Source organism: Streptomyces sp. M92, from assembly GCF_028473745.1.
Taxonomy (GTDB): domain Bacteria; phylum Actinomycetota; class Actinomycetes; order Streptomycetales; family Streptomycetaceae; genus Streptomyces.
Window position 1 is genome coordinate 5462278 of sequence record NZ_CP101137.1, and the last position, 25292, is coordinate 5487569.

Consider the following 25292-nt stretch of genomic DNA (forward strand, 5'->3'; position numbering starts at 1 on the left):
CGCCGACATGACGGAGAAGACGGGAAAGGAGACCCGCGATGACGCAAGGACGTGCGGTCCCGTCCCGCGTGGCAGCGGCGCGACGTGCCGCTGCCGAGGCGGGGTTCGAGCAGAGCTGCATCCCGGAAGTGGGTAGACTGCTCGGCCTTGCCGCTGCCTCGAAGCCGCACGGGGTCGTCGCCGAGAGCGGCACCGGCTTCGGAGTGGGGACCGCGTGGCTGCACAGCGGTCTGGGCGCCGGCGCCCGCCTGATCACCGTCGAGCGTGACGAGGAGCCGGCCCGCCGGGCGGCCGGAGTCTTCGCGGACGACGACCGCGTCAGCGTTCTCACCGGGGACTGGCGACTGCTCGAACGGCACGCCCCCTTCGACGTCTTCTTCTGCGACGGCGGAGGCAAGCTGGACGACCCCGAGGGCGTCGTCGGACTGCTCGCTCCGGGCGGCCTGCTGATCCTGGACGACTTCACGCCCTCGTCCCACTGGCCGCCCCGCTTCCGTGGCGAAGTGGACGAGCTCCGCCTCTTCTATCTCGCTCATCCAGCGCTGCGGGCCACCGAAGTGCTCACCACACCGTTCACTTCCGCGGTTGTCGCGGCACGCCGCCCGTACCCGCTCGGTGCCTCAGGAGACCGTGCGGCGGAAGACCTGCCGTGAACCGCCCTCGGGCCCCGGGGCGGCGGCCTCCGCGGGGACGAATCCGAGACGCTCGTAGAAGACGCGCGCACCGCTCACCTGTGCCCCGGGGTGGTCGCTGCCGAAGGTGACCACCTCGACCGTGCCGGGGCCGCGCACCCACCGGCGCATCGCGTCCTCCATGAGCGCGCGGCCGACGCCCGTGCCGCGCGCCTGCTCGGACACGACGAGCCAGTGCACGTGGTAGGCCGGTGCCGTCGGGCCGAACAGCATGGCGCCGAGCGGGGGCGAGCCGGCGGGGCCGGCCACGAGCGCCTCCGACCGGCGGATGTGGTCCCGCACCGCCGCGTGGAAGCCGGCCTCACCGACCATCGGACCGAACCAGTGCTCCACCTGCCCCGCCAACGCGAGGAAACCCGGGACGTCTTGCGCTTCGGCGAGTCTGACGTTCATCCGCACAGTTTCGCAGACCGGGCCCCACGCGGTGGAGGCATTGTTCCGCCCCTGCCGAGCGCCGCGCCCGCCGCCCGGCCGACGCGGGCCGGTCGGTAGCAGCGACCGACGTGGCGGACGATCGGACGGACCCGGCCTGGGGGGGGACCTTCCTCGAACTACAAACGCCGACGCGACCACCTCCTGCGCGAACTCACCGAGTCGCTGCCCGGGTTCCGGGTGTCCGGCGCCGCGGCCGGCTTCCATCTGCTGCTGTCCCTGACGGGCTGCCCGGCGCCCGCCGTCGTCGAGGAGGCCGCACGGCGCGACGTGCGGCTCGCGGACCTCGACGACTACCGCATGGTGCGGACCTCGGACTCCGCCGGCCCGACCCTGGTCCTCGGCTACGGCAATCTCGCTGACCGGGCCGTGCCCGACGCCGTGCGACGCCTGGCGCAGGCCGTAGGCGCGGCCCGGCGCACCAACGGGCGGGACTCCGAGGCGGGGAGGGCCAAGGGGCGGCCGGGCTGAGGGGCGGCGGGCGCACGGCCCCTCAGCCCGTCGCGGCGTGGTCGAGCCGCGCCCTGCTCTCCCCGGGCAGCTCCAGCTCCACCGCGCCCAGTACTTCGTCCAGTTGCGCGACGGAGCTCACCCCCACGATCGGGATCACCGGCGGGTCACCCCCGAGCAGCCAGGCCAGTACCACCTGGTTGGCCGTGGCCCCCAGCTCGGCGGCCACCTCCCGCAGAACGGCCAGGCGCTGCCCGGTCCCGGGGTGGTGGTAGGCGGCCGGCAAGGACTTGTCGGGCCGTGTGTACGCGCCCGAGAGCAGCGACGAGTAGGCCATCAGCGTCAGGTCCGGCTCACTGCGCACGTAGTCGAGGAGCTCGGCGGTCACATGGACGTGCCCGCTCTCCGGCAGTCCGATGTCGAAGCGCGGCTGGAGGTAGGAGTAGCGCTGCTGGACGCAGGTGTACGCGGTCCAGCCGTTGGTCCGGGCGATCGCGCGGGCCCGCTCGGTCCGCCAGGTGGCGTGGTTGGAGCAGCCGAGCACCGCCACCTTGCCGCCGCCGACCAGTTCCTCGAGCGCCCCGAGTGTCTCCTCCAGGGGGACGGACCGGTCCTCGATGTGTGTCCAGTACAGGTCGAGGCGATCGGTGCCCAGGCGTCGCAGGCTGTCTTCCGCCGCCTTGCGCAGTACCGGTGCGGACAGCCCCTCGGCCGTCTCCAGACCGCTGCCGGGCACGGTCGGCCGGGCCCCCGCCTTGGTGGAGATCACGACCTTGTCGTGCATGCGGCGGCTCGCCAGCCACCGGCCGACGGTGCTCTCGCTCTCGTCCCCACTCCCGCCGGGGACCCAGAACGCGTAGTTGTCGGCGGTGTCGACGAGATCGCCGCCGGCCTCGGTGAACCGGTCGAGAATGGCGAAGGACGTCTTCTCGTCCACGGTGGTGCCGAAGGGCAGTGCGCCCAGGCACAAGGCGCTGACGACGGGGCCCGACGGGCCCCCGACTCGGCGTCGGAGCAACGGTGTCACCTCGCTTCGTGCCCGCACGCCGAAGACGTGCGGGCTCGGACAGGAACGGCTCCACCGTAGAAGGACAACGGACCGGTGTCCCGGCCCGTTGGGCCACCGGAAAACCGGACCGATCCGCGCCGGCCGCAGCCCGGTCCGGCCTGGGAGTGCTTGACCCTCACGTGGCGTCATGCCGCATAGTCCCCGGCATGGAAGCGCACCTGACCGTGGGACGCGTGGCCGGACTGGCCGGCGTCAGCGTCCGCACGCTGCACCACTACGACGAGATCGGCCTCGTACGGCCGTCCGCGCGCACCGCCTCCGGATACCGGGCCTACGCGGCGGGCGACGTGGAGCGACTGCGGCAGGTGCTCGCCTACCGGCGCCTGGGATTCGGGCTGCGCGAGATCGCGGACCTGGTCGACGACCCCGCCACCGACGCGGTGGCGCACCTGCGCCGTTTGCGCGGTCTGCTGCTGGACCGGCGCGATCAGGCCGCTGCCGCCGTGACGGCCATCGACAGGGAACTGGAGGCACGGGCCATGGGGATGAACACGACGCCGGAGGAACAACTGAAAGTGTTCGGAGCGCAGTTGTACGACGTCATCGGATCCGCGTACCCGGCGACGCGGCGCACCGAACCGCGGATCGCCGAGAGGATCTGGGACGCGCTCGGGGACGCGCGGACCGTGCTGAACGTCGGGGCCGGCACCGGCTCCTACGAGCCTCCCGACCGTGACGTGACGGCGGTCGAACCGTCGGCCGTCATGCGCGCGCAGCGCCCGGCGGGCTCGGCGCCCTGCGTGGCCGCCGCCGCGGAGCGCCTGCCCTTCGAGGACCAGTCGTTCGACGCGGCGATGGCGGTCAGCACCGTTCACCACTGGCCGGACCCGGTCGCCGGTCTGCGGGAGATGCGCCGCGTGGCCCGCCGGGTGGTGGTGTTCACCTACGACGCCGGCAGCACCGGCTGGCGCGACCGCTTCTGGCTCACCCGCGACTACCTGCCCGAGTTCGGCGGCCTCCTCACCGACAGGCCCTCACTGGCCGACCTGGCCCGCGCGATCGACGGTCGTGCGGAACCGGTGCTCGTTCCCTGGGACTGCGCCGACGGCTTCTTCGAAGCCCACTGGCGCCGGCCCGAGGCGTACCTGGACGAACAGGTACGCCGCGCGGTGTCCGTGTGGACCCGGGTCGGGCCTCAGGCGGAGCAGCGGGCGGTGGACGGCCTCCGCGACGACCTCTCCTCCGGCCGGTGGGCCGAGCGCAACCGGGACGTCGTCGCCCTCGACGCCACAGAGCTCGGCCTGCGCCTTCTCGTCACGTGAACCGGCGGCCGGACAGCCGGACGCTCGCCGCCTCACCCGGTGAGACGTTTCGCCGCCTCCCGGCGCCGGCGCTGCGCCGCGACGTTCGCCACCGGGGCCGACAGCATCAGTGCCCGCGTGTAGGCGTGCCGCGGCGCCCCGGTGACGTCGGTGGCGCCGCCCGTCTCCACGATCTCGCCGCGGTGGATCACCGCCACCCGGTGGCTCATGAAGCGGACCACGGACAGGTCGTGCGTGACGAAGAGGTACGCCGTGCCCGTCTCCTCCTGGATGTCCAGCAGCAGGTCGAGCACCGCTCTTCGGGTCGTCAGGTCGAGTGCGGAGACCGGCTCGTCGCAGATGACGAGCCGGGGGCGCAGGGCCAGGGCACGGGCGATGGCGACGCGCTGCCGCTGGCCCCCGGAGAACTCGCGGGGCAGCCGGTGGGCGGCGTCCGCAGGCAGGTGGACCCGGTCGAGCAGGCCGCGGACCCGGTCGCGGGCCTCGTGCGGACTCGTCCCGTGCGCGATCAGGGGTTCGGCCAGGGTGTCCCCGACGGTGAGCGAGGGGTTCAGGGAGGTGTACGGATCCTGGAAGACGACCTGGAGGTCCCGGCTCAGCGCGCGGCGGCGGGAGCGGCCGGCCGTGTGCACGGGCTCCCCGTCGAAGGTGATCGTGCCGGACCGCACCGGCACCAGGCCGAGGACGGCGCGGCCGATGGTGGTCTTGCCCGACCCGGACTCCCCGACCAGGCCGAGGGTCTCACCCGGCCGGACGTCGAGGGACACGCCCCTGAGCACCTCGGTGTGCGGGGCACGCCGGCTCCGTCCGGGGTACGAGACCCGCAGGTCCCTCACGCTCAGGAGGGGCGCCGCGGGAGCGGCGGGCTCGGTGGCCTCTGCTGCGTTCATACGGCTGTGCTCCTCGCCTTTCGGGGCTGTCGGCGGTCCCGTGCCGGGGCGTCGTCGAGGACGGCGTCGAGCAGGGTCCGGGTGTAGGCGTCCTGGGGGGAGTGGAGGACCTGCTCGGCGGTGCCGGTCTCCACGATCCGGCCGCCGTTCATCACGGCGACGCGGTCGCACAGGTCGGCCACCACTCCCAGGTCGTGGGTGACCAGGAGGACGCCGAGCCCGCGGTCCCGCTGCAGCCGGCGCAGCAGGTCCAGGATGTCCGCCTGGACCCGTACGTCGAGCGCCGTGGTGGGTTCGTCGGCGATGAGGAGCCCGGGATCGCAGGACATCGCGCCGGCGATGAGCACTCGCTGGGCCATGCCACCGGAGATCTGGTGCGGGTACAGCCGCAGCGTGCGCTCGGGGTCGGGGATCTCCACCAGGCGCAGCAGTTCCAGGGCACGCCGGGCCGCGTCCCTGCGCGAGAGGCCGAGAAGATGGCGCATGGGTTCCAAGAGCTGGCTGCCGACGGTGAACGCGGGATCGAGGTTGCTCATCGGCTCCTGCGGGACGTAGGCGGCGGTGCGGCCGCGCAGGGCCCGGCGCTCGCGTTCGGGCAGGCCGACCAGTTCGGCTCCGCCGACGAGGACGCTGCCGCCCGCGATCCGTCCGCCGTCGGGCAGGATGCCGAGCACGGCGAAGGCCGTCTGGGTCTTGCCGGAGCCGGACTCACCGACGAGCCCCACGATCTCCCCGGCGCGCACGTCCAGGTCGACTCCGTGCACGACCTGCTTGTCGGTACCGTCCGGCTGCGCGTAGGCGACGGTGAGTCCGCGCACCGACAGCAGTTCGGCCCGGCCGTCCGGGGAGCGTTCCCCGGTAGGAGCCGGCGCGGGCGTTGTGCGGCGTACGGGCCGGGGCCGTGCGGACGGCTGCCCGGAGTGGTCCTCCAGCCCGTCGCGCAGGGCCGACGCGAACAGGACGAGCGCGCCGTTGGTCAGGCCCAGGGCGAGCCCCGGCCACAGCATCAGCAGGGGCGCGCGCTGGATGTTCTGGAACGCCTCGTTGAGCATGGCGCCCCAGGTGGCCGACGAGCCGCTGCCGATGCCGAGGAACTCCAGACCGGCCTGGAGGCCGATCGCGACGCCGGCGACGAGGGCCACCTGGATGATGACCGGGCCGCGGACCACGATCAGCACGTGCCGGGACACGATACGCGCGTCGGACAGCCCGGAGACCCTGGCGGCATCGATGTACAGCTCCTTGCGCACGCCCGCGACGACACCGCGCACCAGACGGTGGAAGCTCGGTGCCGCGAGCACCCCCAGTACGACCATCAGGGCCCACACGTTGGGGCCGAGGATGGCGCGGGAGGCCAGGAGCACCACCATGGCGGGCAGCGCCATGACCAGGTCGACCGCCCAGTTGGCGGCGGAGTCGAACCTGCCCCCGCGGTAGCCCGCGTACAGACCGGCCGGCACGCCGAGGGCGAGGGCGATGCCGAGGGCGATCACCGCTCCGCCGAGGGTGTTGCGCCCGCCGTACAGGACGCGGGAGAGGATGTCGCGGCCCGCGGAGTCCGTGCCCAGCGGATGGGCGCCGCCGGGGCCGGCGAAGGCGTTGCCGAGGGACGCGGCCGAGGGGTCCTGGGGCGCCAGCCACGGCGCCAGCAGGACCGCGGCGACGAGCAGCAGGAGCACGGCGGCCGACCCGGCGCCGAGCGGGTTGCGCGACAGCCGCCGCAGGACGCGGCGACCGGGCGTCGCCCGGCGGCCCGCCGCCCGCGCCGCGCCGCCGGGACGGTCCGTGGCGGTCGCGGGCGGTCCGGCCGGAAGGTTCTCGCTCATGCGGCCCTCGCCTTCGGGTTGAGCCAGCCGATCACGATGTCGACCAGAAGGTTGATCAGGACGACACCGACCACGGTGAGCATGACCAGCGCCATGATCACGGGGATGTCGCCGCGGGTGGTGTAGGTGACGGTCATGCTGCCGATGCCGGGCAGACCGAAGATCTGCTCCACGACGACCGCGCCGCCCAGCAGTCCCACGAACTGCATGCCGAGTACCGACAGGGCCGGTGCGGAGGCGTTGCGCAGGACGTGCCGGAAGACGATGCGGGACGGGGGCAGGCCGCGGGCGCGCAGGGTACGGACGTAGTCCTGGCGCAGGACGTCGATCACCGCGCCGCGCACCTGCTGGGAGACGCCGGCCACGGAAGCCACCGACAGGGACAGCACCGGGAGGGCGATGGTGGACAGCCAGCCGCCGGGCGATTCGGCGAACGGGATGTAGCCGATGGCCGGGAACCAGTTCAGCCGGACCGCGAAGACCAGCACGAGGACGAGGGTGACCAGGAAGCCGGGCAGCGCGTAGCCCACGACACCCAGCACCTGGACGAACCGGTCGACGGCGCCGCGCCGCACCCCCGCCCAGACACCGAGCAGGAAGGACACCGTCGTGGTGACGAGCGTGACGCCGACCATCAGGCTGGCGGTGACCGGCAGCCTGCCCCAGACCGCCGTGGCGACGTCCTCACTGGTGAACCACGAGGTGCCGAGGTCGCCGCGCACGGCGTGGGTGAGCCAGTCCGCGTACTGCTCCAGTACCGGCCGGTCCAGGCCCAGGGCGGCGTTCTTGGCGTCGACGGAGGCCTGGTCGGCGCTCTGGCCGAGGAGCTGCCGGCCGATGTCGGTGTCGGGGACCGACAGCAGCACGTAGGTGAGCAGCGAGATGACGACCAGGAGCAGGGCACCGGACGCCGTCCGGCGGGCGATGAAGGTCAGCATGGCACTCGGTATCCGTGACGGGCGCCGGGGCGGGTCACTTGGCGGGGGAGTAGTTGTAGATCGACGGGACGGCCATGCCGGACTGCGGGCGGACGGTCACCGTGCCGTCCGAGACGTGCAGGTAACTCATCCGGTAGAAGGGCACGAACCACCCTTGCTCCACCAGGTGCTCGTTGAGGGATCGCACGGCGGTCCCGGCCTGTTCGGCGGTGCCGGACTGGACGCGAGCGACCAGTTCCCGCACGGTGGCGTCGGTGGTGCCGAACATGTTGAAGGCACCCGGGTTGACGAGTTCGTCGACCACGACCCAGTCCGACGAGGACTGGCCGATGTTCATGACCATGCCGGAGTACGCCCGGTCGGTGAACACCTTCCGCACCGCCGAGGCACCGTCGAGGTCGTCCCAGACCAGCTTCACCCCGACGGCCTCGAAGTCGGCGGCCAGCGAGGCGGCGAGCGCGTCGTTGACGATGGCGGAGATCCGGGGAAGCTTCAGCGTGAATCCGTCGCCGTGGCCGGCCGCCCGCAGCAGTTCCCTGGCCCGGTCCGGGTCGTGGGCGTAGTACGTGTCCAGTTCCTCCGCGTATCCCCGGGTGTCGGGGCCGAAGACCTGCGAGGTGATCTCGCCGCGGTTCTGGCGGATGGCCCGGAGCATCGTCTCGCGGTCGACGGCGAGGTTGAGCGCCTGGCGGACGCGGGCGTCCTTGAGCGCGGGCGTCAGTGCTCCGCCCCGGTCGAAGAGCAACAGTCCCTGGAAGTCGAACTCCTGCTTCGTCGTCTTCATCCGCGGATCGGCCTCGATGCTGATCTGCTGGTCGGCGCTCTGCAGGAGGGCCGCGTTCACCTGGCCGGTCTTCAGGCCGTTGACGATCGCCGTCTCGTTGTCGAAGAAGCTCATCGTCAGTGTCTCGTACGGCAGCGCCTCGCCCCAGTAGTCGGGATTGCGCTGGTAGACCCACTTGGTGCCGATCGTGGTCTTCGCCGTGTCCAGGCGGTAGGGGCCGGTGCCGTCGGGGGTCGTCTTGAGGCTGTCGCCCTTGCCGAACGCGGCCGGGTTGGCCATCAGTCCCGCCGCGTCGCTCAGGTAGAAGAGCATGGCGGGATTGGGCTGCTTCAGCTGGAGAGTGGCGTGGGAGGCGTCCTTCATCTCCACCGCCTCCAGGTCCTTCAGCCACTTGGCGTCGGCCCCGCCACCCTTCTTGAAGCGCTCCATGTTCGCCTTGACGGCCGCGGCGTCGAAGGCGGTGCCGTCGGCGAACTTCACGTCCTCGCGCAGGGTGAGGGCGAGTTCGGTGCGGTCGGCGTTGTACTTCCAGGCGGTGGCGAGCATGGGCCGGAACTCACCGTCCGGCTCGCGCTTGACGAGGGTGTCGTACGTCGCCTGGAAGAACGGCAGGGCGCTGCCGACGGCCTGGGCGGGGTCGAGGCTCTGCGGGAACGTCATGGTGGCGATGTTCAGCGTCGACGAACCGCTGCCCGTGGTGCCGGCGCCGCTGCATCCCGCGACGGCGAGGGCCGCCGCCAGACAGGCGGCCGCGGCCCCGGTTCGGGTGCTTCTGGTCATGAGGATCGCTCCGTGTGGAGGGCCGGGGAGGGACGTCCCGGACGAGATGGGCGGTGAGCTTAGCCGCAGAACTAACCAGTTGGTAGGTTTTTGTCGGAGGAAGGCGTCCGGCCGGGCCGGCCGACTGGTAACTTCCGGGATCGAAGCGGGGATGCCGGGGCACTCCCGTGACGCACCGGAGCCGATGGCAGGAGCCCGCTGAAGTGAGCGCACGACCCGAGGCCGACCCGCGTCGCCTTTCCAAGGGCGAGCGGACGCGGGCCCGCATCCTGGACTCCGCCACCGAACTGTTCTCCCGGTCGGGGTTCAACGCCGTGTCGCTGCGGGACATCGCCGCCCACGCGGGGCTGACCCACGCCGGTGTTCTGCACCACTTCCCCGGCAAGGAGTCGTTGCTGACCGCGGTACTGGGCCGTCGCGACCGGATCGACGCGCAGTCGGTGTTTCCCGGCATCACCCATCCCGGCGCGCCCGAACCGGACCCGGCCGAGCGGCTGCGCGCACTGGTCGGGCTGATCGCCCGCAACGCCTCGACCCCGGGCCTCGTGGCGCTCTACGCCAAGCTGTCCGCCGAGGCCACCGATCCGGAGCACCCGGCCCACCACTACTTCCGGGAGCGCTACCGGGTCCTGCGGGAGGAACTGACCGTCCTCGTCGAGGCGTTGAGCACGCCTGGCGATCCGCCGACGACCCCCGAGCCCGCGGTCGCCGCCCGGCAGTTGCTGGCCCTGATGGACGGCTTGCAGACGCAGTGGCTGCTGGAGCCGGAAGCCGTGGACATGGAGGACCTGGTCCGTGACTACCTGGTCCGCGTCGGACTCCGGCCCGAGGAGGGCGGGTCCGGAACCGGCGTCAACCGGTGAGGGCGGCGAGAACTGCATCGGCCGTACTCCGGTGCCCGGCGGCGTTGGGGTGGAATCCGGCCGCCGCCGCGGTCTCCTCCGGCTCGATCCACCGCACGCCCGCCGGCCTGCACACGTCGTGTCCGACCGAGGGACCGTAGGCGTCGGCGAAACCGGCGCCGTGCAGTGAGGCCTGCCGTGCCAGCACGGTGTTGAGCTGCTTCGTCCTGTCCCGGAGCCAGGGGAAGTCGCCCTCGGCGAGCGCGACCGTCTCCCGGCACGCGGAGCCGTCGTCCGGGAAGATCGCCGGGTACCCGACCAGGAGGACCCGGGCCTGCGGGGAGCGGACGCGGATCTCGTCGAGGACGGCGTCGAGGCGTGGTGCGACGGCCTCGATACGGGAGCCGATCTCGTCGGTTCCGAGAAGTGTGTAGCTCTGCTTGCACGGTGCACCCTGCGGGGCTAGGTAACCCAGAAGCACGCACCGCGTGATGACACCGGTCAGGTCGAGGTCGTTGCCGCCGATGCCCAGCGTCACCAGAGTGGTGTCGGGGCGCAGGGCGTCGAGCTGCGGCGGGACGGAGTCCTGAGGCGACGTCATGTGGCTGGTGGCGGCGCCCGCGCAGGTCACGTCGGTGAAGGAGGCGGCCTCCGTCGCCCGGGCGACCACGGTGGGGTAGTTGGCCGAGGAGCGTCCGCAGGCCGAGTCGGTCGGTTCGGGGATCCCGAGTCCGGAGCTGAAGGAGTCGCCGAGCGCCACGTAGCGCACCTCGGAGGTGCCCTGCCCTTCCGCCGGCGGCGGTGCGGGTGCCGCGGAGGCGGCCGTGGCCGCGCAGACCAGTGCGGTCAGGGCCGCGGTGACGGTGGTCGCGCGCTGTGTCGTGCGTCTTCCGGGGCGTGCGCCGGGCGGCCGGCTGGAGGGAGGCATGGCGGTTCCTCTGTTCGGCGGTGCGGGGAAGTTCGAAAACCGTACGGTGATCGGTTTCTGGTCGTCAATAGGCCGCGCGGCACCGCTTCCCGTCGCCCGCGCCGTCCGGCTACCGGCAAGTAGGCAACCCTTGACAGTAAAAACCGATCAACTTACGTTTTTTGCGCCTCTCCCGATCCGGACTCCCGGTTGACCCGTACTCGCCTGCATCACCCGAGCCGAATAGGTGCGCGTATGACCCAGCAGATCCCGACCGGCGCGCGTGCGACCGAGCGCCACCCGTCCACGCCGTCCCTCTCCACGGCCGACAAGGCCTCCCTGACCAGCGGTGCGGGCGACTTCGTCACGACGGGGCTCGCCGCGGCCGGCGTCCCCGCCGTCACCCTGTCCGACGGCCCCCACGGTCTGCGGCTGCCGAAGGAGAGCGGCGACGGCGGCCAGTTCGACCTGCACAGCGCCGCACCCGCGACCTGCTTCCCGCCGGCCGTGGCCCTGGGCAGCGGCTGGGACCCGCAGCTCGTCCGCCGCGTCGCCGGAGCGATCGCCGCCGAGGCGTCCGCGCACGGCGTGCACGTGGTGCTCGGGCCGGGAATCAACATCAAGCGGTCGCCGCTGTGCGGACGCAACTTCGAGTACTTCTCGGAAGACCCGCTGCTCACCGCCGAACTCGGCGGCGCGATGGTCCGCGGGCTGCAGGAGGCGGGTGTCGGCGCGGCGCTCAAGCACTACGCGGCCAACAACCAGGAGACCGACCGCATGCGCGTGAGCGCCGACGTGGACGAGCGCCCCCTGCGCGAGATCTACCTGCGCGCCTTCGAACGCATCGTCCGCCGCGACCGCCCGTGGTCCGTCATGGCCTCGTACAACGCGGTCAACGGTGTCCCGTTGTCGGAGAACACGCGGCTGCTCACCGACATCCTGCGCACCGAGTGGGGCTTCGACGGCATCGTGATGTCCGACTGGGGAGCCGTCCGTGACCGGGTCGCCGCGCTGCGCGCCGGTCTCGACCTCCAGATGCCGGGCACCGGCGGGCGCACCGACCGGGACGTCGTCGCCGCGGTGGACGACGGCGACCTCGACGAGTCCGTGCTGGACACGGCGGTCGACCGCCTGGTCCGCTTCGCCCGGCGGGCCGCGGAGCGCAGGCGGACGGACGGCGCGCCGGCGGACGGCCGGTTCTCCGCGGAGGAACACCACAGGCTGGCCGGCGAGGCCGCCGACCGGTGCGTGGTGCTGCTGAAGAACGACACCGGGCTGCTGCCCCTCGACCGCTCCTCGGGCACCGTGGCCGTCATCGGCGAGCTGGCCCGCACCCCTCGCTACCAGGGCGCCGGCAGCTCCCAGGTGACACCCACCCGCCTCGACACTCCCTTGGAGTGCCTGCGGCGGCTCGCCGACGGCGCCCGCGTGGAGTTCGCCCCGGGCTACGCCCTGTCCGGCGACGGGGACACGGGCGGAGCCGCGGCCGACGAAGCGGTGCGGCTGGCCGCCGAGAGCGACACCGTGGTGCTCTTCGCCGGTCTGGCCGCACAGGACGAGTCGGAGGGCTTCGACCGCGCCCACATCGACCTGCCCGCCGGCCAACTGCGCCTGCTGGAGCGCGTCCGCGCCGTCAACGACCGCGTGTGCGTGGTGCTGTCCAACGGGGGAGTGGTGCGTACGTCGCCCTGGCACGAGACGGTCCCCGCCGTGGTGGAGGGCTGGCTGCTCGGCCAGGCCGGCGGGGGCGCCCTGGCCCGGGTGCTGTTCGGTGAGGTCAATCCGTCCGGGAAGCTGGCCGAGACGATCCCGCTGCGCCTCGCGGACTGCCCCAGCCACCTGTCCTTCCCCGGAGAGGAGGGCCGGGTCCGCTACGGCGAGGGCGTGTTCGTCGGATACCGCGGCTACGATGCCACCGGCCGTGAGGTCGCCTTCCCGTTCGGCCACGGGCTGTCCTACACGACGTTCGCCTACTCCGGCCTGCGTGCGAAGGTGAGTGAGGACGGTGCGGCGGTCACCGTGACGGTGACCGTCACCAACACCGGTGACCGGACCGGCCGGGAGGTGGTCCAGGTCTACAGCGCGGGACCGGCGGACTCCGAGGTCGCCAGGCCCCCGAGGGAACTGCGCGGCTTCGCCTCGGTGTCCCCGGCCCCGGGGGAGAGCCGGGAGGCCGTGGTGGTACTGGCTCGCGCCGACCTGGCCCACTACAGCGCGCGCGAGGGCGGATGGCGGGTCGAGGGCGGTGTCCACCGCATCGACGTAGGCTCCTCGTCCCGCGACATACGGCAGTCGGCGGAGGTGGTCCTGGACGGAGATCCCTCACGGCTGCCGCTGACCGGGCGTAACTCGCTCGCGGAGTGGCTGCGGCATCCCGTGGGCGGGCCGCTGCTGGCGCGACGGTTCGCGCGTGCGCGGGGCGGCGATGCCGGACCGGGCGCCATGGACGACCCGGTGATGCGGCGCTTCCTCGCCGGCATGCCGCTCGACGTGATCTCCGAGTTCCCGCAGAGTCCGGTGACGCCCGAGGACGTGGCAGACCTGGCCGTCGAAGCCGACGCGGCTTCGCACGGCACCTCCGCGTGACCGCCGAAGCGGCGGTGCGCGGCCGCGTGCGGCCGGGCTGGGAGGCGGTGCGCGAAGCCTTCGCCCACGCACAGGCGGACGACCCCGGCTCCGCTCAACTGGCCGTCCACCACGCGGGCCGGCCGGTGGTCGACCTGTGGACCAGATCCACGGCGGACCCGGCCGGACGGCTCTTCGGTCCAAACTCGGTCACCGTGCTGATGTCCGTCTCCAAAGCGATGACGGCCACCTGTGCCCATCTCCTCGCCCAGCGCGGCCGGCTCGACCTGGCGGCGCCCGTCGCCCGCTACTGGCCGGAGTTCCGCGCGGCGGGCAAGGCGCACACCACCGTGGCCGACCTGCTCGCCCACCGCGCGGGGCTGCCCGCCTTCACCGACGACCCGGCGGGCACCGGGCTGCCGGGGCTGCTCGACTGGAACGCCCGCGTCCGCGGCCTGGCGGCGATGCGGCCGCTGTGGGAACCCGGAACGGCGTACCTCTACCACACCCTCACCCAAGGCCACCTGGTCGGCGAGGTGGTCCGCCGGGTGGCGGGCGCGAGCATCGGAACCTACTTCGCCCGCGAGGTGGCCGGACCACTCGGGCTGGACCTGTGGATGGGCCTGCCGCGGTCGGCCGAGCACCGGTTCGTCCGGCAGTCCGCCCTCCGGCCCGCGCCGGGCGCCGAGCAGATCGACGCGGCGATCGGCCGCCTCGGCCTCACCCCCGACGACCGGCCGGCCCGTTTCCTGCGCGCATCGACCCGTGAACTGGCCGCTGCCGTGGCGGCGTTCGACACGCGCCGGGGGAGGGCCGCCGAGATCCCCGCGGCGGGCGGCATCGGTGACGCCCGGTCGCTGGCACGGCTGTACGCGGCGCTCGTCGGCGAGGTCGACGGCGTACGGCTGTTGTCCGCGGCCACGGTCGACCGGGCCCGCGCTCCACACACCGATCACCTTCCGCCGCCCGGCCCGCTGCTCCGGTTCGACGGACCGGACAGGTCCCGCTTCGGCCTCGGCTTCGAGCTCCCCCGCCCCGGTGAACCGCTCCTGGGCGAGGGCTCCTTCGGCCATGCCGGAGCGGGTGGACGGCTGGGCATGGCGCATCCCGAGAACCGTCTGGCGGTCGGCTACGTCTGCACGGCCATGTCCTGGGAGCCCTCGGCCGGTCCGGACCCGCGATGGCTGCCGTGGACCGAGGCGGTCCGGGAGGCCTCGGCCGCGGCCGGCCGCGCCTGACACGGGCCCCGTCGGCCGCGCCTGACACGGGCCCCGCCGGCCGCGCTCAGTCCTCCCGGTCCCGGGCGAGCAGACGCATCACGTCGTCGATCGGCTGCTCCATGTCGGTGGACCGGTCGATGAGCCACTGCAACTGGATGCCGTCGGCCACCGCCAGCAGCAGCACCGCCAGCCGCTCGGGCGGAACGACGGTCGTCATGGAGCCTTCGTCCATCCGCTTGCGCACGTACCCGGCCACCCGTTCCCGCAGCACCGGGTAGCGCTCGGCGAAGTGCGCGTGCGCCGGGTGCTCCGGGTCGCTGGCCGCCGCCGCCATGGACACGAACAACTCCACGAGACCGGGGGTCCGGGCACCCTCACGGATGATCTCCCGGTAGCTCTCGGGACTGGTGCGCTCGTCCTGCCGCCGGCGGGCGGTCTCGTCGCGCATACGCAGCACCTGGGTGAGCAGGTCCTCCTTGGAGCCGAAGTAGTGCATCAGTCCGGGCAGGCTGAGATTGCACCGGGCGGCCACCTTGCGCAGCGAGGTGCCCCGGTATCCCTCGGCCGCGAAGATCTCCAGCGCCGCGTGCAGGATCTCGCCGCGCTTCGCCTCGCCCTTCTCGTACGGGCCCCGTTTCGCCATGCCGGTCAGCCTAACCCGCGTGGGCGACGCCGGCCGCCGCGGCGGGGGTGTCCGGCAGGCGCCCCGAACGGGCCACCGAACCCAGCCAGCGGGCCGACTCCTTGGGCCGGCGGGCGAAGGTCCGCGGATCGACGGCGATCAGCCCGAACCTCGGCCGGTAGGAGCCCCACTCGTAGTTGTCCAGGGCGCTCCAGTGCAGATAGCCGCGGACGTCCACGCCGTCGCGCAGGGCGGCGGCCAGGCTCGCCAGCGCCCTGCTGGTGTAGGAGACGCGCAACGCGTCGTCGTCGGTGGCGATGCCGTTCTCGGTGACCAGGATGGGCACACCGGGACCGACGACGGACGCGGTGTGCCGCACCGCCTCTCCCAGGGCCTCGGGGTACACCTCCCATCCGGTCAGCGTCGTCTCGGCGCCCGGCGGCACGGGCAGGGGGCCGTCCGGGCCGATCCGGTGCCGTGTGTACGCCTGTACGCCGATCCAGTCGTCCTCACGGGCGGCCTCCAGGAACACGTTCTCCCGCGGTCCGGCGTACGCGGCGGCGACCTCCTCGGCACCCGGCTCCGCCTGGTAGACCTGGTTGGCGACCGTCCACCCCACCCGCAGGTCCGGATCGGCGGCCTTGAGGGCGGAGAACGCCGCCCGGTGCGCGCGGACCAGCGCACGGGTCACGCCGGCGTCCGGCTCCAGTGAGCCGGGGTCGAAGGCGACCGCCCCCGAGTCACCGCCCCTGCCCGGCGTACGGTCCGCGGTGCGCAGCAGCGTGTGCATCAGGGCGACCATGTTCGGTTCGTTGATCGTGGCCACATGGCGCACGCCGGCCGACAGCACCTCGGCGGCCACGGCGGCGTACGCGGCGAAGAGCTCGGCCGACTCGGGCGAGGACCAGCCGCCGAGTTCGCTGAACCAGCGCGGCGAAGTGAAGTGGTGCAGTGTCACCACCGGCGTCAGCCCGCGGTCCAGGGCGCCGCGCACCATGGCCCGGTAGTGCGCCACGGCGGCGCGGGAGATCCGCCCGCGCTCCGGCTCCACGCGCGCCCACTCGACACCGAACCGGTAGGCGTTGAAACCGAGTCCGCTCAGCAGGTCCATGTCCTGCGGCCAGCGGTGGAAGCTGTCGGCCGCGTCACCGCTGAGCTCGGCGACGGAGCTGTCGGACCGGTTCTCCATGGCCCACCAGTCGCTGGAGACGTTGTTCCCCTCGACCTGGTGGGCGGAGGTGGAGGCTCCCATGAGGAAGCCGCGCGGCAGCACGAGACCGGGCCCGGTCGTGGGTGTCATACGGGGTTCCTTCCGCCTCGGAGCCCGGCGGGCGCGCGGGGGCGGGGCCGGACTCCGTGAAAAGCGTTCATCGATCGGTTTTCGTGTTAGCGTACAGGCGACGCCGCTCCGGCAGGAAGACGCACCGGACAGGAACCCTCCGGAACGGCCGCCGTCCCCGCGGCCCACGCCCACCTGACCGGGCGCCGGGCCCGCGGGTCCGGTCCGGAGGGTGCCGCACCGGCCGGTGACCGCCGCTGCCGTCCGCGGGCCGTCCCACTCACCGCACGAGAGGCGTGGAGGAGAAGACATGGACGCAGTCGTCCCGGGGGCCGCGGTGCGGCCGGAAGCCGGCACCGGCGGGGAGCTGGACCGTTCCGGACCCTGGCGCGTCGCCGCCGGCCACCGGCTCACCGCCGTCGCCCGCACGGTCCGCGCGCTCCTCGCTCCGCACCTCGGCGACCGCCTGCTGTCCCCGGAGGAGGCCGGGACCGCCGCCCGCACCCTCGAACTCGTCCTGGACACCGCCGAGCCGGCCCCGCCACCGCCCGCCGGCCTCTCACCGAGCGGCACCACGCCGCCCGGCGACGAGTCCTACCGCCTCACGGTCACCGAGGACGGCATCATCTGCCGGGCGGCCACTCCCGAGGGGGTCTTCCGTGCCGCCACCACCGCGCTGCAGCTCATCGCCGCCGCGTCGGCCCGCGTCCGGTGCGGAGAGCTGGCGGACGCACCGCGGTACGCGTGGCGCGGCCTCATGGTCGACCCGGCGCGCTGCTACCTCACGCCGGCCGAACTCCGCCGGATCATCGACCTCGCCGCGCTCTACAAACTGAACGTCCTGCACCTGCACCTGACCGACAACGAGGGCTGGCGTCTGCCCCTGCCCGACCGGACCGGCACCATGGCGGCCACTTCGCCGGACGGCCCGGACCGGCGGTTCTACTCCGCCGAGGACTACCGCGCCCTCCAGGACTACGCGGCCGAGCGCTTCGTCACCGTCGTCCCGGAGATCGACCTGCCCGGCCACTGCGCCGCCCTGCGCGAAGCCGTGCCCGGACTGCCCGCCGCGCCCGCGCCCGAAGGCCTCGAGGGCCGCTTCCCCTACGTCCCGCCGCTCGACCTCGCGGACCCCGCGACCCACTCACTGGTCGCCTCCGTCCTCACCGAGGTGTGCCGGCTGACCGACGGACCCTACGTGCACATAGGCGGCGACGAGGCGCTGGGCATGACCGCGGACAGCTTCACCCTCGCCGTACGGGAACTGCGCGCCCTGGTACGGGCGGCCGGCAAGCGTCCCCTGGCCTGGCAGGAGGCGTCACGCGCGGGCGTGACGCCGGAGGACGTCGCCCAGTTCTGGGTGGATGTGCCCATGATGGACCTGCCCGACACCCAGGAGGAACTGGACCTCCGCCCCGACCTGCTCGCGGCCGGCTACACCCTGGCCGTCGTCGCGGCCCTCAAGACGTTCTTCGCGCCCACCGACCACGACCTCGCCCGAGTCCTGGACGGCGGCGGACGCGTCCTGCTCTCCCCCCAGTCCCACCTCTACCTCGACCGCCGGTACGCCCCGGACATCGTGCCGCCCGGACAGGCGGATACCGCGGCCCGCCTGGGCTTCCCCGCGTACCGGCCCCGCGACGTGCGCCACACCGCCGCCTGGGATCCCGCCGCGTACCCGATCCCGGAGGACCGGATCGCGGGGATCACGGCCACGGTCTTCGGCGAGTCGATCCAGGGCTTCGACGACCTGACCACCCTGTTGCTGCCGCGCCTGGCCTGCCTCGCCCACACCGCGTGGACCGGCCGCAGCCCGGACTGGGACAGCCACCGCGACGTCCTCGCCCGCCACGGCGGACTCTGGCGCGAGCGCGGTCTCTCCTACCTGGCCTCCACCGAGATCCCCTGGCCGGACCCGGCCGCTCCCGCTGATCTCGCAGAACCGACGGACCGTCCCTGAGCGGTCTGACCGGGGCCGGCAGGACCAGGCGTAGGGGAGGCCCACACCGCCCACACCGGCCGCCCGCTCGGCACCCACCGATGAGTTTGCTCCGGTGGGAGAGTCTCCTGTCCGAACACCCGGTCCGGACGAGCACACTTCCGGACCAGGTGTGACCCGGAGCACGACTGGTGACAGGAGATCCGCCCGCATGACTGGTTCGGCACTGGCAGCGGACCGCAATCCGAGGGCCGAGGTCTGGTCATGGATCCATACGGAGCGAGCGGCGCTGGCAGCCGACCTCGCCGGCTTGCCCGACGACCAGTGGACGACCCCGTCGCTGTGCGCCGGGCTGACGGTGCGAGAGGTACTGGCGCACCTCACCGCGGGGGCGAGCCTCAATGCCGTGCGCTGGCTCGCGGGCGTGATCCGCTGCCGGTTCGACTTCGACCAACAGGTGGCGATACGGCTGGCCGAACAGCTCGGCGCGACCCCCGCCGAAACACTGGACCGGTTCCGGCGTGCCGTCCCCAGCAGGACCAAGCCTCCCCTCCCCGCCGTGGCCATGCTCGGCGAGACGATCGTGCACGCGGAGGACATCCGGCGTCCCCTGGGCATGCGTCGCGACCACCCGACCCGGGCGCTCACCCGGGTCGCCGAGTACTACCGAGGGTCGGATCAGGTCGTCGTCGCCAAGGGACGCATCACCGGCCTGCGGCTCGTCGCGAACGACGGTCCGTTCGAGACGGGAGCCGGGGCCGTCGTGTCCGGCAGCACCCTGGCCCTGACGATGGCCATGACCGGACGCGCGGCCCATCTCGACGACCTGGAAGGCGAGGGTGTCGAGCGTCTGCGTGAGCGTTGCGGGACGGCGTGAGGGCAGCCTGCACCCTCACCTTGTCGGACGGCCTTACCCAGTCGACCAGTTCCGGTTCCGCCGTGAGGACTCCGGACCCAGGTGATCACGGCGACGGGTCGGGCAAGAGCCTCGTGGCCGTCCGGAGCGCCGAAGAGCTCCGTGCCGACCGTGTGCTGGTGCTCGTCCCCTCGCTGGGTACCTGCCGACCCAGACCGAGGCCGCGTGGCGCGAGGGAGGCCGCACGGGCCCGGTGGTCGGGCTCTCCTCCCTGCGCGGCGAGGACGGGCCTTCCCCGACACCACGGATGTGCGCATCGACGGCTTCTCGCCGGTGTGGGCGGAGCTGGGGGAGCGGCATGGTGAGGTGCCTGTCCGAGGGGAGCGGGCGGCGGGGCATTCGCCGCGCACGACGGCCGGGGCGGCGCGGACGAGGGTGAGGGCGAGCCCGGCGGCTTCGTCGTGGGCGAGGCCAGTTGATCTTGTAGGGGTCGCAAGGGGCGACGCCGCAGAGCTGGATGCGGTCGTCCGCCTCGTCCAGGAGCCGCTTGACGAACCTCTCGGTCCGAAAGGTGCGTTCGGCATCCTTGCCGGCACCGGCACGCCCGTAGACGAACTTCATCAGGGCGACGTGGTCCGCGGCGGGCAGGGGAGCCGCCGTGCTGAGCGTGGTCGCCTCCTCGGCCGTCTCCGCCTCGGCGCTCTCGTCGGGGGACAGGGCGGCGCCGGCGAACGCGTTCCGGAGAGCACGGCAGGTGAACCGCTCGTGCTCCACGATCCCCCCGGGAGTTCCGTCGATGATGCGCACATGCGTGAACCTCCCACGTCTGCGTGAGGCGGGGCAGTACCCACTCCGGCCGCTCGCCGTACCTACAGCAGGGCGACAACGGTCACGCTTCAGCCAATCCTCGAGCGGGGCGGCGGGCCGCAGCGAGGTCCTCGTTCCAAGGTCCCGGTCGGACCGGGACCAGCGGCCGAAGCCCGCCACCGCCACCGAGGCGATCATGGGAGTGGTCCGTTCAAGCGGGGGAGGAGCCGTGCGGGTGGAGCAGGTGGACTGGGTCGAGGTCCCGGCCGGAACGCTGCGCCGGGGTACGCCGGGCGACGAAGTCGCGGCGGTGGCCCGCCGTTACGCGGACACCGGGGTGCCGGTGGACTGGTACAGGAAGGAGGTCCCGCGTGCGGAGATCCACGTTCCGGCCTTCCGGATCGCCCGCACGCCCGTCACCGTCGGCCAGTGGACACCCTTCGCCGCGGCCTCCGGCCGGCCGGTCCCGGCGACGCCGGCGGACCACCCCGTCATCGGGATCTCATGGGAGGCGGCGACCGCCTTCTGCCGGTGGCTCGGGAACCGCATCGGCCTCGGCGTGCGGCTGCCCACGGAGGACGAGTGGGAGCGCGCCGCGCGGGGCGACGACGGCCGGGAGTTCCCGTGGGGCGAGGAGTACCGCACCGGACTGGCCAATCTCGTGGACCTCGGCATCGGCACCACGACGCCGGTCGGCTCGTTCCCCGAGGGAGCCGGCCCCTTCGGAGTGCTCGACATGGCGGGCAACGCCGACGAGTGGACCTCGACCCTCTACGCGCCCTACCCCGGCGCACCCGCCGAGGTGCCGGGCACCGAGGACTGGGCCTTCGACCGGCACGTCACCCGGGGCGGCTCGTTCCGCCACGACCGGGACCTGGCCCGGTGCGCCCGCCGGCACGGCGCCTACGAGCCGGACCTCGCGGCGATCGGCGTGGGCTTCCGCCTGGCGGCACCGGCCCGGCCGGCCTGCGGGAGTCAGTAATCGCGCCACTCGTCCAGGACGTATTCGAGCACCGCGGGATCCATCAGGGTGCTCGGCCGTACGTCGGTGCGGCGACGGTCGACGGGGAACACGGTCGCCGCTTCCAGCACCGCGTCGTCCAGGTACCGCAGCTCGGGAGCGTCCGCGGCGAGCCGCAGCTCGGGTGCTTCGCCGCCGCGGGCGGCCAGCACGAACCCCCAGTTGCCGAAGCTCGGCACATCGACCTGGAACTCCGTGGTCGAGTACCCCGCCTCCTCGATCGTCTTCGCGATCGACCAGTACGTCTTGGGCGCGAAGAACGGCGATCCGCTCTGCACCATCACCTTGGCCTGCGGAGTGAGGACCCGGCCGAGCAGATGGTAGAACTCCACCGAGTACAGCTTGGCCATCGATGCCGAGTCGGGGTCGGGGAAGTCGATGACGACCGCGTCGTATTGCTGCCGGGCACCGCGCAGCCAGTTGAACGCGTCGGCGTTCACCACCTCGGTCCGCGGGTCGTCCAGCGCCTCCCGGTTGAGCTCGCGCAGCGGCCCGTAGTCCCGTGCCAACCGGGTCATGGCAGGGTCGAGTTCGACGAGGGTGACGTGCCGGACGTCCTCGTACCGCAGCACCTCGCGCAGCGCGAGCCCGTCACCGCCACCCATGATCAGCACGTTGGAGCGACGGCCCGACAGCGTGGGGTGGACGAGGGACTCGTGGTAGCGGTACTCGTCGACGGAGCTGAACTGGAGATCGCCGTTCAGGAACAGCCGGATGTCGGGGTCCCCGGTGAAGGCGGTGGACCGGGTGATCACGATGTCCTGGTACTGGGTGGTCTCGGCGTGCACGACGGGGTCGGCGTACATGTGCTGACGCGCGGTGATCTCCAGGTCGTCCGCGAACGCGTACGTCGTGCAGAGCACGGCCAGCACCGCGGTGACGCCCGCCAGCAGACCGGCCTTCACCATGCGGCGGATCTCGCGGCGGAAGATGAACACCACGACGACGACGCCGGCGACCGCGTTGACCGAGCCGACCACCAGTGCACCCTGCAACTGGCCGAAGGTCGGCAGCAGGAGCAGCGGGAAGCACAGGCCGCCGACGAGGGCACCGATGTAGTCGACGGCGAACATGTCGGCGACGGCACTGCTCGCCTCCTGCCGGCGGATCCGCTGAAGAAGGGTCATCAGGAGCGGGATCTCGGCGCCGATCAGAATGCCGATCACCAGGGACACCACGACCATCGCGGGCATGTAGAGCTGCAGCCAGGCGAAGGCCGCGTACAGGGCCAGCACGGACAGGCCGCCGATCAGCGCCAGGGCGCCTTCCAGCACCGCGAACGCGACGACCGCGCGGCGCCGCAGCGGTTTGGCCGCCAGCGAGCCCACACCCATGGCGAAGACCATCACGGAGATGACCACGGAGGTCTGGAGCACCGAGTTGCCGACCAGATAGCTGCCCAGCGCGGTCAGCGCCAGTTCGTAGACGAGGCCGCAGGCGGCGCAGAGGAAGACGGCGAGCAGCAGAAGGAACCGCGCCCCCCGGGGCGGAGGAGTCCCCGGGGGGCGGGAGGTGGCCGTGGTGTCGCGGTCGTCCAGGGTGGTGGAACTCATGGGAGCCGTTCTAGGAGAGGGCCGCGCCGACCATGAAGGCGGTGCCCAGGTACATGCCGGCCTGCACCCAGGCGGCCGGGTGCGGGCGGTCCCCGACGTCCTCCAGGGCGACCGCGCCCATCTGGCCCGGCGCGAGCTTGCCGATCACGATGCCGACCAGTGTCATCACCAGCACACCGGCCAAGCCGTACAGGAGCGTGCTGAACAGGCCCTGACCCAGTCCCTCCTCCGACTCGCTCGCCCGGATGGCCTCCATGACGACCAGGCCCACCGCTACGGACTGGCTGCCCAGCAGCACGGCCGCGCCGCGGTTGCGGTCCCGCCACACCACGTGGAAGAGCTTGCCGGGCGTGACAAGGTCGAGGGCGACGAAGCCGACGGCCATCACGACCAGGCCCACGACTCCGTAGAGCAGGGCCTGACCGGCCGACTCGAAGATCTCGGTCACAGGGATGCCTTTCTGGAGAGCGTCGTCGGAGCGGGGAGGCGGTGCTGCCTGGCCGGCACGGGACTCACTTGCCTTCGCCCGGACCGCCGCCGCGGTAACTCTGACTGTTCGGGTTGGGCCAGTTGACGAGGTGCTGCTGGTGGCGGCGGTAACCGTTGCGGTAGTCCTCGATCTCGATCATGCTGCCGCCCTGGTACGGAGAGACGGTCACCATGTCGTCGCCGTAGCGCAGGAACTGCATGCCGCCCCCGGAAGACCGGTCGAGCGCCTCGCGCTGGTCGTCGATCGCGTCGGCGACCCGAGCCGGGCCGCTGTCGTTGTCGAGCCACCGGGACCCGCTGGAGGTGTACTGGTCGCGGATCCAGGAGCGGGGAACCCCGTCGTCCCCGTCGCTGGAACAACCCGCGAGCGAAACGGTGAGCAGAGCGGCCGCCACCGCTGCGCGGACGAGTCGGGCGCTGTTCATCGGGCCTCCAGTCGAGTGCGCGTCGATACGATCTGCCCGTTCTGCGGGTACGTGTGCCAGGTGTGCCAGACCAGTGGGGGACGTGACGCCTCGTCGGACGCCTCGACGACCACCGCCGTCACCGCCTCCGGCGAACCCGGGAAAGTGCCGCACAGGCTGTGCTTCGCGTCCGCCGCCCGGTGGAGGATCCTCGCCACCCGCGCGCTGAACTCGACAGGGTCGAGACGCGCCGTGGTGGCGCTGAAGTCGTAGGTCCAGCCCGGCAGTTGCCGGGTGAGTCCGGCCGGCAGCCCTCGGGCGGCACCCGGCAGGCACGCCACGGTCTCCCGTACGGGTCCGGCGAACACCTGGTGCGAGGCGCCGAGCAGGCGCATGCGTACGGTCAGTCCCCCCACGAGCGCTTCGCGTTCGGCGAGCGCAGGCCGCTCGCCCAGGTCCAGTGAGAAACAGAGCTGGTCCGCGTCCGTGTCCAGATAGGGGGCTTGCAGTGACAGTGTGCGCATGCGGCCCCCGGTCCGATTTTGCTACGAGCGGCGCTGAGTATGGCACACGGGTCCTCGGGCGTCCGAACGGCGGGGTGCTCGCGACAGGTGCTCGCCGAACCACCGCGACCGCGGTCACCGCTCGGGCCGGCCGGTTGTCCGTGAACTCTTCCGGAATTGTCCGTGATCGGTAACGGACGCATCCCGCGGCCGCGGGATGCCGTCCTGCCATGTGGTCCCGACGGGACCGGGGGCGAGGAACTACGCGAAGGCGGGACGGACATGGCGCGGCACGGTGGCGGACGGGCCTGGTACGGCAAAGTGGTCGGGGCGGCGCTCGGAGTGACGGTCCTCGCGGTCGGCGCCTCGGTGTGGACGGCGCAGGCCGGGCCCGCGGGCGCGGCGGCACCGGAGGCGACCGCGCCGGCCACGCCGGGCAGTGCCGCCGACCCGGTCGACCCGGCCATCGCGCACGCCTCCGACGAGGGAGCGAGGGGTGTCAACATCACCATCGACGACGGCCCCGACCCCGCGTGGACGCCTCAAGTGCTCGGCCTGTTGCGTGAGTACGGGGTCAAGGCCACGTTCTGCATGACGGGTACGCAGGCCCAGGCCCACCCGGGTCTCGTGAAGGACGTCGTCGCGGCCGGGCACCGGCTGTGCGACCACTCGGTGTCGCACGACACCGCCATGGACAGGAAGTCCGAGGCGTACCAGTCCAAGGAGATCCTCGACGCGGAGCGCATGATCACCGAGGCGTCCGGGGGTGTACGGCCGATGTACTACCGGGCCCCCGGCGGCGCCTTCACCCCCTACAGCCGCAAACTGGCCGCATCCCGGGGTATGCGTCCGCTGGGCTGGAACGTCGACACCAAGGACTTCGAACGGCCCGGCACGGACGCCATCGTCGCCACCGTCCAGCGCGAGCTGCGCAACGGCCCGACGATCCTCTTCCACGACGCCGGGGGCGACCGCGCACAGACCGTCGAAGCCCTGCGCCGGGTCCTCCCCTGGCTCAAGGAGCAGGGATACGCGTTCGGCTTTCCGGTCCGCTGACGCGTTCCGCCGCCCCGCCCTCTCGGTGCCCGCTCACCACCGGCAGGGCGGGCGGGGTGAGCACGCCTGCCGTGGGTTCGGCCGCGTCGGGCAAGCAGCGGACCCC

At 72.6% G+C, this 25292-nt stretch carries 23 protein-coding genes; 10 read left to right on the forward strand and 13 right to left on the reverse strand.

Features of this window, described 5'->3' with window-relative positions; all coding sequences use genetic code 11:
* The first annotated feature begins 38 nt into the window (after positions 1 to 38).
* Positions 39 to 653, forward strand: coding sequence for an O-methyltransferase (locus M6G08_RS24560; RefSeq protein WP_272589330.1), 615 nt, complete (start codon positions 39 to 41; stop codon positions 651 to 653).
* Here the strand turns inward: M6G08_RS24560 and M6G08_RS24565 are convergent.
* Positions 621 to 1085, reverse strand: coding sequence for a GNAT family N-acetyltransferase (locus M6G08_RS24565; RefSeq protein ID WP_272589331.1), 465 nt, complete (start codon positions 1083 to 1085; stop codon positions 621 to 623). The genes M6G08_RS24560 and M6G08_RS24565 overlap by 33 nt on opposite strands.
* Positions 1086 to 1304: 219 nt before the next feature.
* Here M6G08_RS24565 and M6G08_RS24570 point away from each other — a divergent pair, with 219 nt between their 5' ends.
* Complete coding sequence (locus M6G08_RS24570; RefSeq protein ID WP_272589332.1) at positions 1305 to 1595, forward strand: hypothetical protein; 291 nt, start codon at positions 1305 to 1307, stop codon at positions 1593 to 1595.
* 22 nt (positions 1596 to 1617) lie between these two features.
* Here the strand turns inward: M6G08_RS24570 and M6G08_RS24575 are convergent, their stop codons facing one another.
* Positions 1618 to 2592, reverse strand: coding sequence for an aldo/keto reductase (locus M6G08_RS24575; protein ID WP_272589333.1), 975 nt, complete (start codon positions 2590 to 2592; stop codon positions 1618 to 1620).
* A gap of 197 nt (positions 2593 to 2789) precedes the next feature.
* Between M6G08_RS24575 and M6G08_RS24580 the strand changes: the two genes are divergently transcribed.
* A complete protein-coding gene (locus M6G08_RS24580; RefSeq protein ID WP_272589334.1) occupies positions 2790 to 3905 on the forward strand; it encodes a MerR family transcriptional regulator in 1116 nt (371 codons plus the stop codon).
* A 32-nt stretch (positions 3906 to 3937) separates the two neighbouring features.
* Here the strand turns inward: M6G08_RS24580 and M6G08_RS24585 are convergent, their stop codons facing one another.
* The 4 genes from M6G08_RS24585 to M6G08_RS24600 are packed head-to-tail and all read right to left on the reverse strand — an operon-like array spanning position 3938 to position 9123.
* The gene (locus M6G08_RS24585) at positions 3938 to 4795 is read right to left on the reverse strand and encodes an ABC transporter ATP-binding protein (protein ID WP_272589335.1); all 858 of its coding nucleotides are present in this window, start codon (positions 4793 to 4795) and stop codon (positions 3938 to 3940) included.
* Positions 4792 to 6621, reverse strand: a complete 1830-nt coding sequence (locus M6G08_RS24590) for a dipeptide/oligopeptide/nickel ABC transporter permease/ATP-binding protein (RefSeq protein ID WP_272589336.1) — start codon at positions 6619 to 6621, stop codon at positions 4792 to 4794. The genes M6G08_RS24585 and M6G08_RS24590 overlap by 4 nt, the downstream gene beginning before the upstream one ends.
* Entirely contained in the window at positions 6618 to 7559 is a 942-nt protein-coding gene (locus M6G08_RS24595) for an ABC transporter permease (RefSeq protein WP_272589337.1), read from the reverse strand. The genes M6G08_RS24590 and M6G08_RS24595 overlap by 4 nt, the downstream gene beginning before the upstream one ends.
* A 34-nt stretch (positions 7560 to 7593) precedes the next feature.
* Positions 7594 to 9123 (reverse strand): ABC transporter substrate-binding protein, encoded by a 1530-nt coding sequence (locus M6G08_RS24600; protein WP_272589338.1) that lies wholly within the window; start codon positions 9121 to 9123, stop codon positions 7594 to 7596.
* 203 nt (positions 9124 to 9326) lie between these two features.
* On the opposite strand from M6G08_RS24600, the gene M6G08_RS24605 reads away from it, so the two are divergent.
* Positions 9327 to 9986: a TetR/AcrR family transcriptional regulator gene (locus M6G08_RS24605; RefSeq protein WP_272589339.1), complete on the forward strand. Its 660-nt coding sequence runs from the start codon at positions 9327 to 9329 to the stop codon at positions 9984 to 9986.
* On the opposite strand, the gene M6G08_RS24610 is transcribed toward M6G08_RS24605, so the two are convergent.
* The gene (locus M6G08_RS24610; RefSeq protein ID WP_272589340.1) at positions 9976 to 10893 is read right to left on the reverse strand and encodes an SGNH/GDSL hydrolase family protein; all 918 of its coding nucleotides are present in this window, start codon (positions 10891 to 10893) and stop codon (positions 9976 to 9978) included. The genes M6G08_RS24605 and M6G08_RS24610 overlap by 11 nt on opposite strands.
* 234 nt (positions 10894 to 11127) lie before the next feature.
* On the opposite strand from M6G08_RS24610, the gene M6G08_RS24615 reads away from it, so the two are divergent.
* Both M6G08_RS24615 and M6G08_RS24620 read left to right on the forward strand, forming a co-directional pair.
* Entirely contained in the window at positions 11128 to 13458 is a 2331-nt protein-coding gene (locus M6G08_RS24615; RefSeq protein ID WP_272589341.1) for a glycoside hydrolase family 3 C-terminal domain-containing protein, read from the forward strand.
* On the forward strand, positions 13455 to 14675 hold the full coding sequence (locus M6G08_RS24620) for a serine hydrolase domain-containing protein (protein WP_272589342.1): 1221 nt from the start codon (positions 13455 to 13457) through the stop codon (positions 14673 to 14675). The genes M6G08_RS24615 and M6G08_RS24620 overlap by 4 nt, the downstream gene beginning before the upstream one ends.
* Before the next feature lie 46 nt (positions 14676 to 14721).
* Here M6G08_RS24620 and M6G08_RS24625 read toward each other — a convergent pair whose 3' ends face one another.
* Positions 14722 to 15300, reverse strand: coding sequence for a TetR/AcrR family transcriptional regulator (locus M6G08_RS24625; RefSeq protein WP_272589343.1), 579 nt, complete (start codon positions 15298 to 15300; stop codon positions 14722 to 14724).
* A 10-nt stretch (positions 15301 to 15310) separates the two neighbouring features.
* Complete coding sequence (locus M6G08_RS24630; RefSeq protein ID WP_272589344.1) at positions 15311 to 16579, reverse strand: glycoside hydrolase family 1 protein; 1269 nt, start codon at positions 16577 to 16579, stop codon at positions 15311 to 15313.
* 289 nt (positions 16580 to 16868) lie between these two features.
* Between M6G08_RS24630 and M6G08_RS24635 the strand changes: the two genes are divergently transcribed.
* The 3 genes from M6G08_RS24635 to M6G08_RS24650 all read left to right on the forward strand — a co-directional run bounded on the left by M6G08_RS24635 (position 16869) and on the right by M6G08_RS24650 (position 21142).
* Positions 16869 to 18518 carry a family 20 glycosylhydrolase gene (locus tag M6G08_RS24635; RefSeq protein ID WP_272589345.1) on the forward strand — a complete coding sequence of 550 codons (1650 nt, stop codon included), beginning with the start codon at positions 16869 to 16871 and terminating at the stop codon, positions 18516 to 18518.
* 190 nt (positions 18519 to 18708) lie between these two features.
* A complete protein-coding gene (locus tag M6G08_RS24640; protein WP_272589346.1) occupies positions 18709 to 19374 on the forward strand; it encodes a maleylpyruvate isomerase family mycothiol-dependent enzyme in 666 nt (221 codons plus the stop codon).
* Between the two features lie 982 nt (positions 19375 to 20356).
* On the forward strand, positions 20357 to 21142 hold the full coding sequence (locus M6G08_RS24650; protein WP_272589347.1) for a formylglycine-generating enzyme family protein: 786 nt from the start codon (positions 20357 to 20359) through the stop codon (positions 21140 to 21142).
* Here M6G08_RS24650 and M6G08_RS24655 read toward each other — a convergent pair.
* The 4 genes from M6G08_RS24655 to M6G08_RS24670 form a co-directional block, all read right to left on the reverse strand.
* Positions 21136 to 22734 (reverse strand): polyamine aminopropyltransferase, encoded by a 1599-nt coding sequence (locus tag M6G08_RS24655; protein ID WP_336299009.1) that lies wholly within the window; start codon positions 22732 to 22734, stop codon positions 21136 to 21138. The genes M6G08_RS24650 and M6G08_RS24655 overlap by 7 nt on opposite strands.
* Positions 22735 to 22744: 10 nt before the next feature.
* Complete coding sequence (locus tag M6G08_RS24660) at positions 22745 to 23182, reverse strand: DUF350 domain-containing protein (RefSeq protein WP_272589348.1); 438 nt, start codon at positions 23180 to 23182, stop codon at positions 22745 to 22747.
* Between the two features lie 64 nt (positions 23183 to 23246).
* Entirely contained in the window at positions 23247 to 23648 is a 402-nt protein-coding gene (locus tag M6G08_RS24665; protein WP_272589349.1) for a DUF4247 domain-containing protein, read from the reverse strand.
* Entirely contained in the window at positions 23645 to 24151 is a 507-nt protein-coding gene (locus M6G08_RS24670; RefSeq protein ID WP_272589350.1) for a DUF2617 family protein, read from the reverse strand. The genes M6G08_RS24665 and M6G08_RS24670 overlap by 4 nt, the downstream gene beginning before the upstream one ends.
* Positions 24152 to 24412: 261 nt before the next feature.
* Between M6G08_RS24670 and M6G08_RS24675 the strand changes: the two genes are divergently transcribed.
* Positions 24413 to 25186: a polysaccharide deacetylase family protein gene (locus M6G08_RS24675; protein WP_272589351.1), complete on the forward strand. Its 774-nt coding sequence runs from the start codon at positions 24413 to 24415 to the stop codon at positions 25184 to 25186.
* The last annotated feature ends 106 nt before the right edge of the window (positions 25187 to 25292 follow it).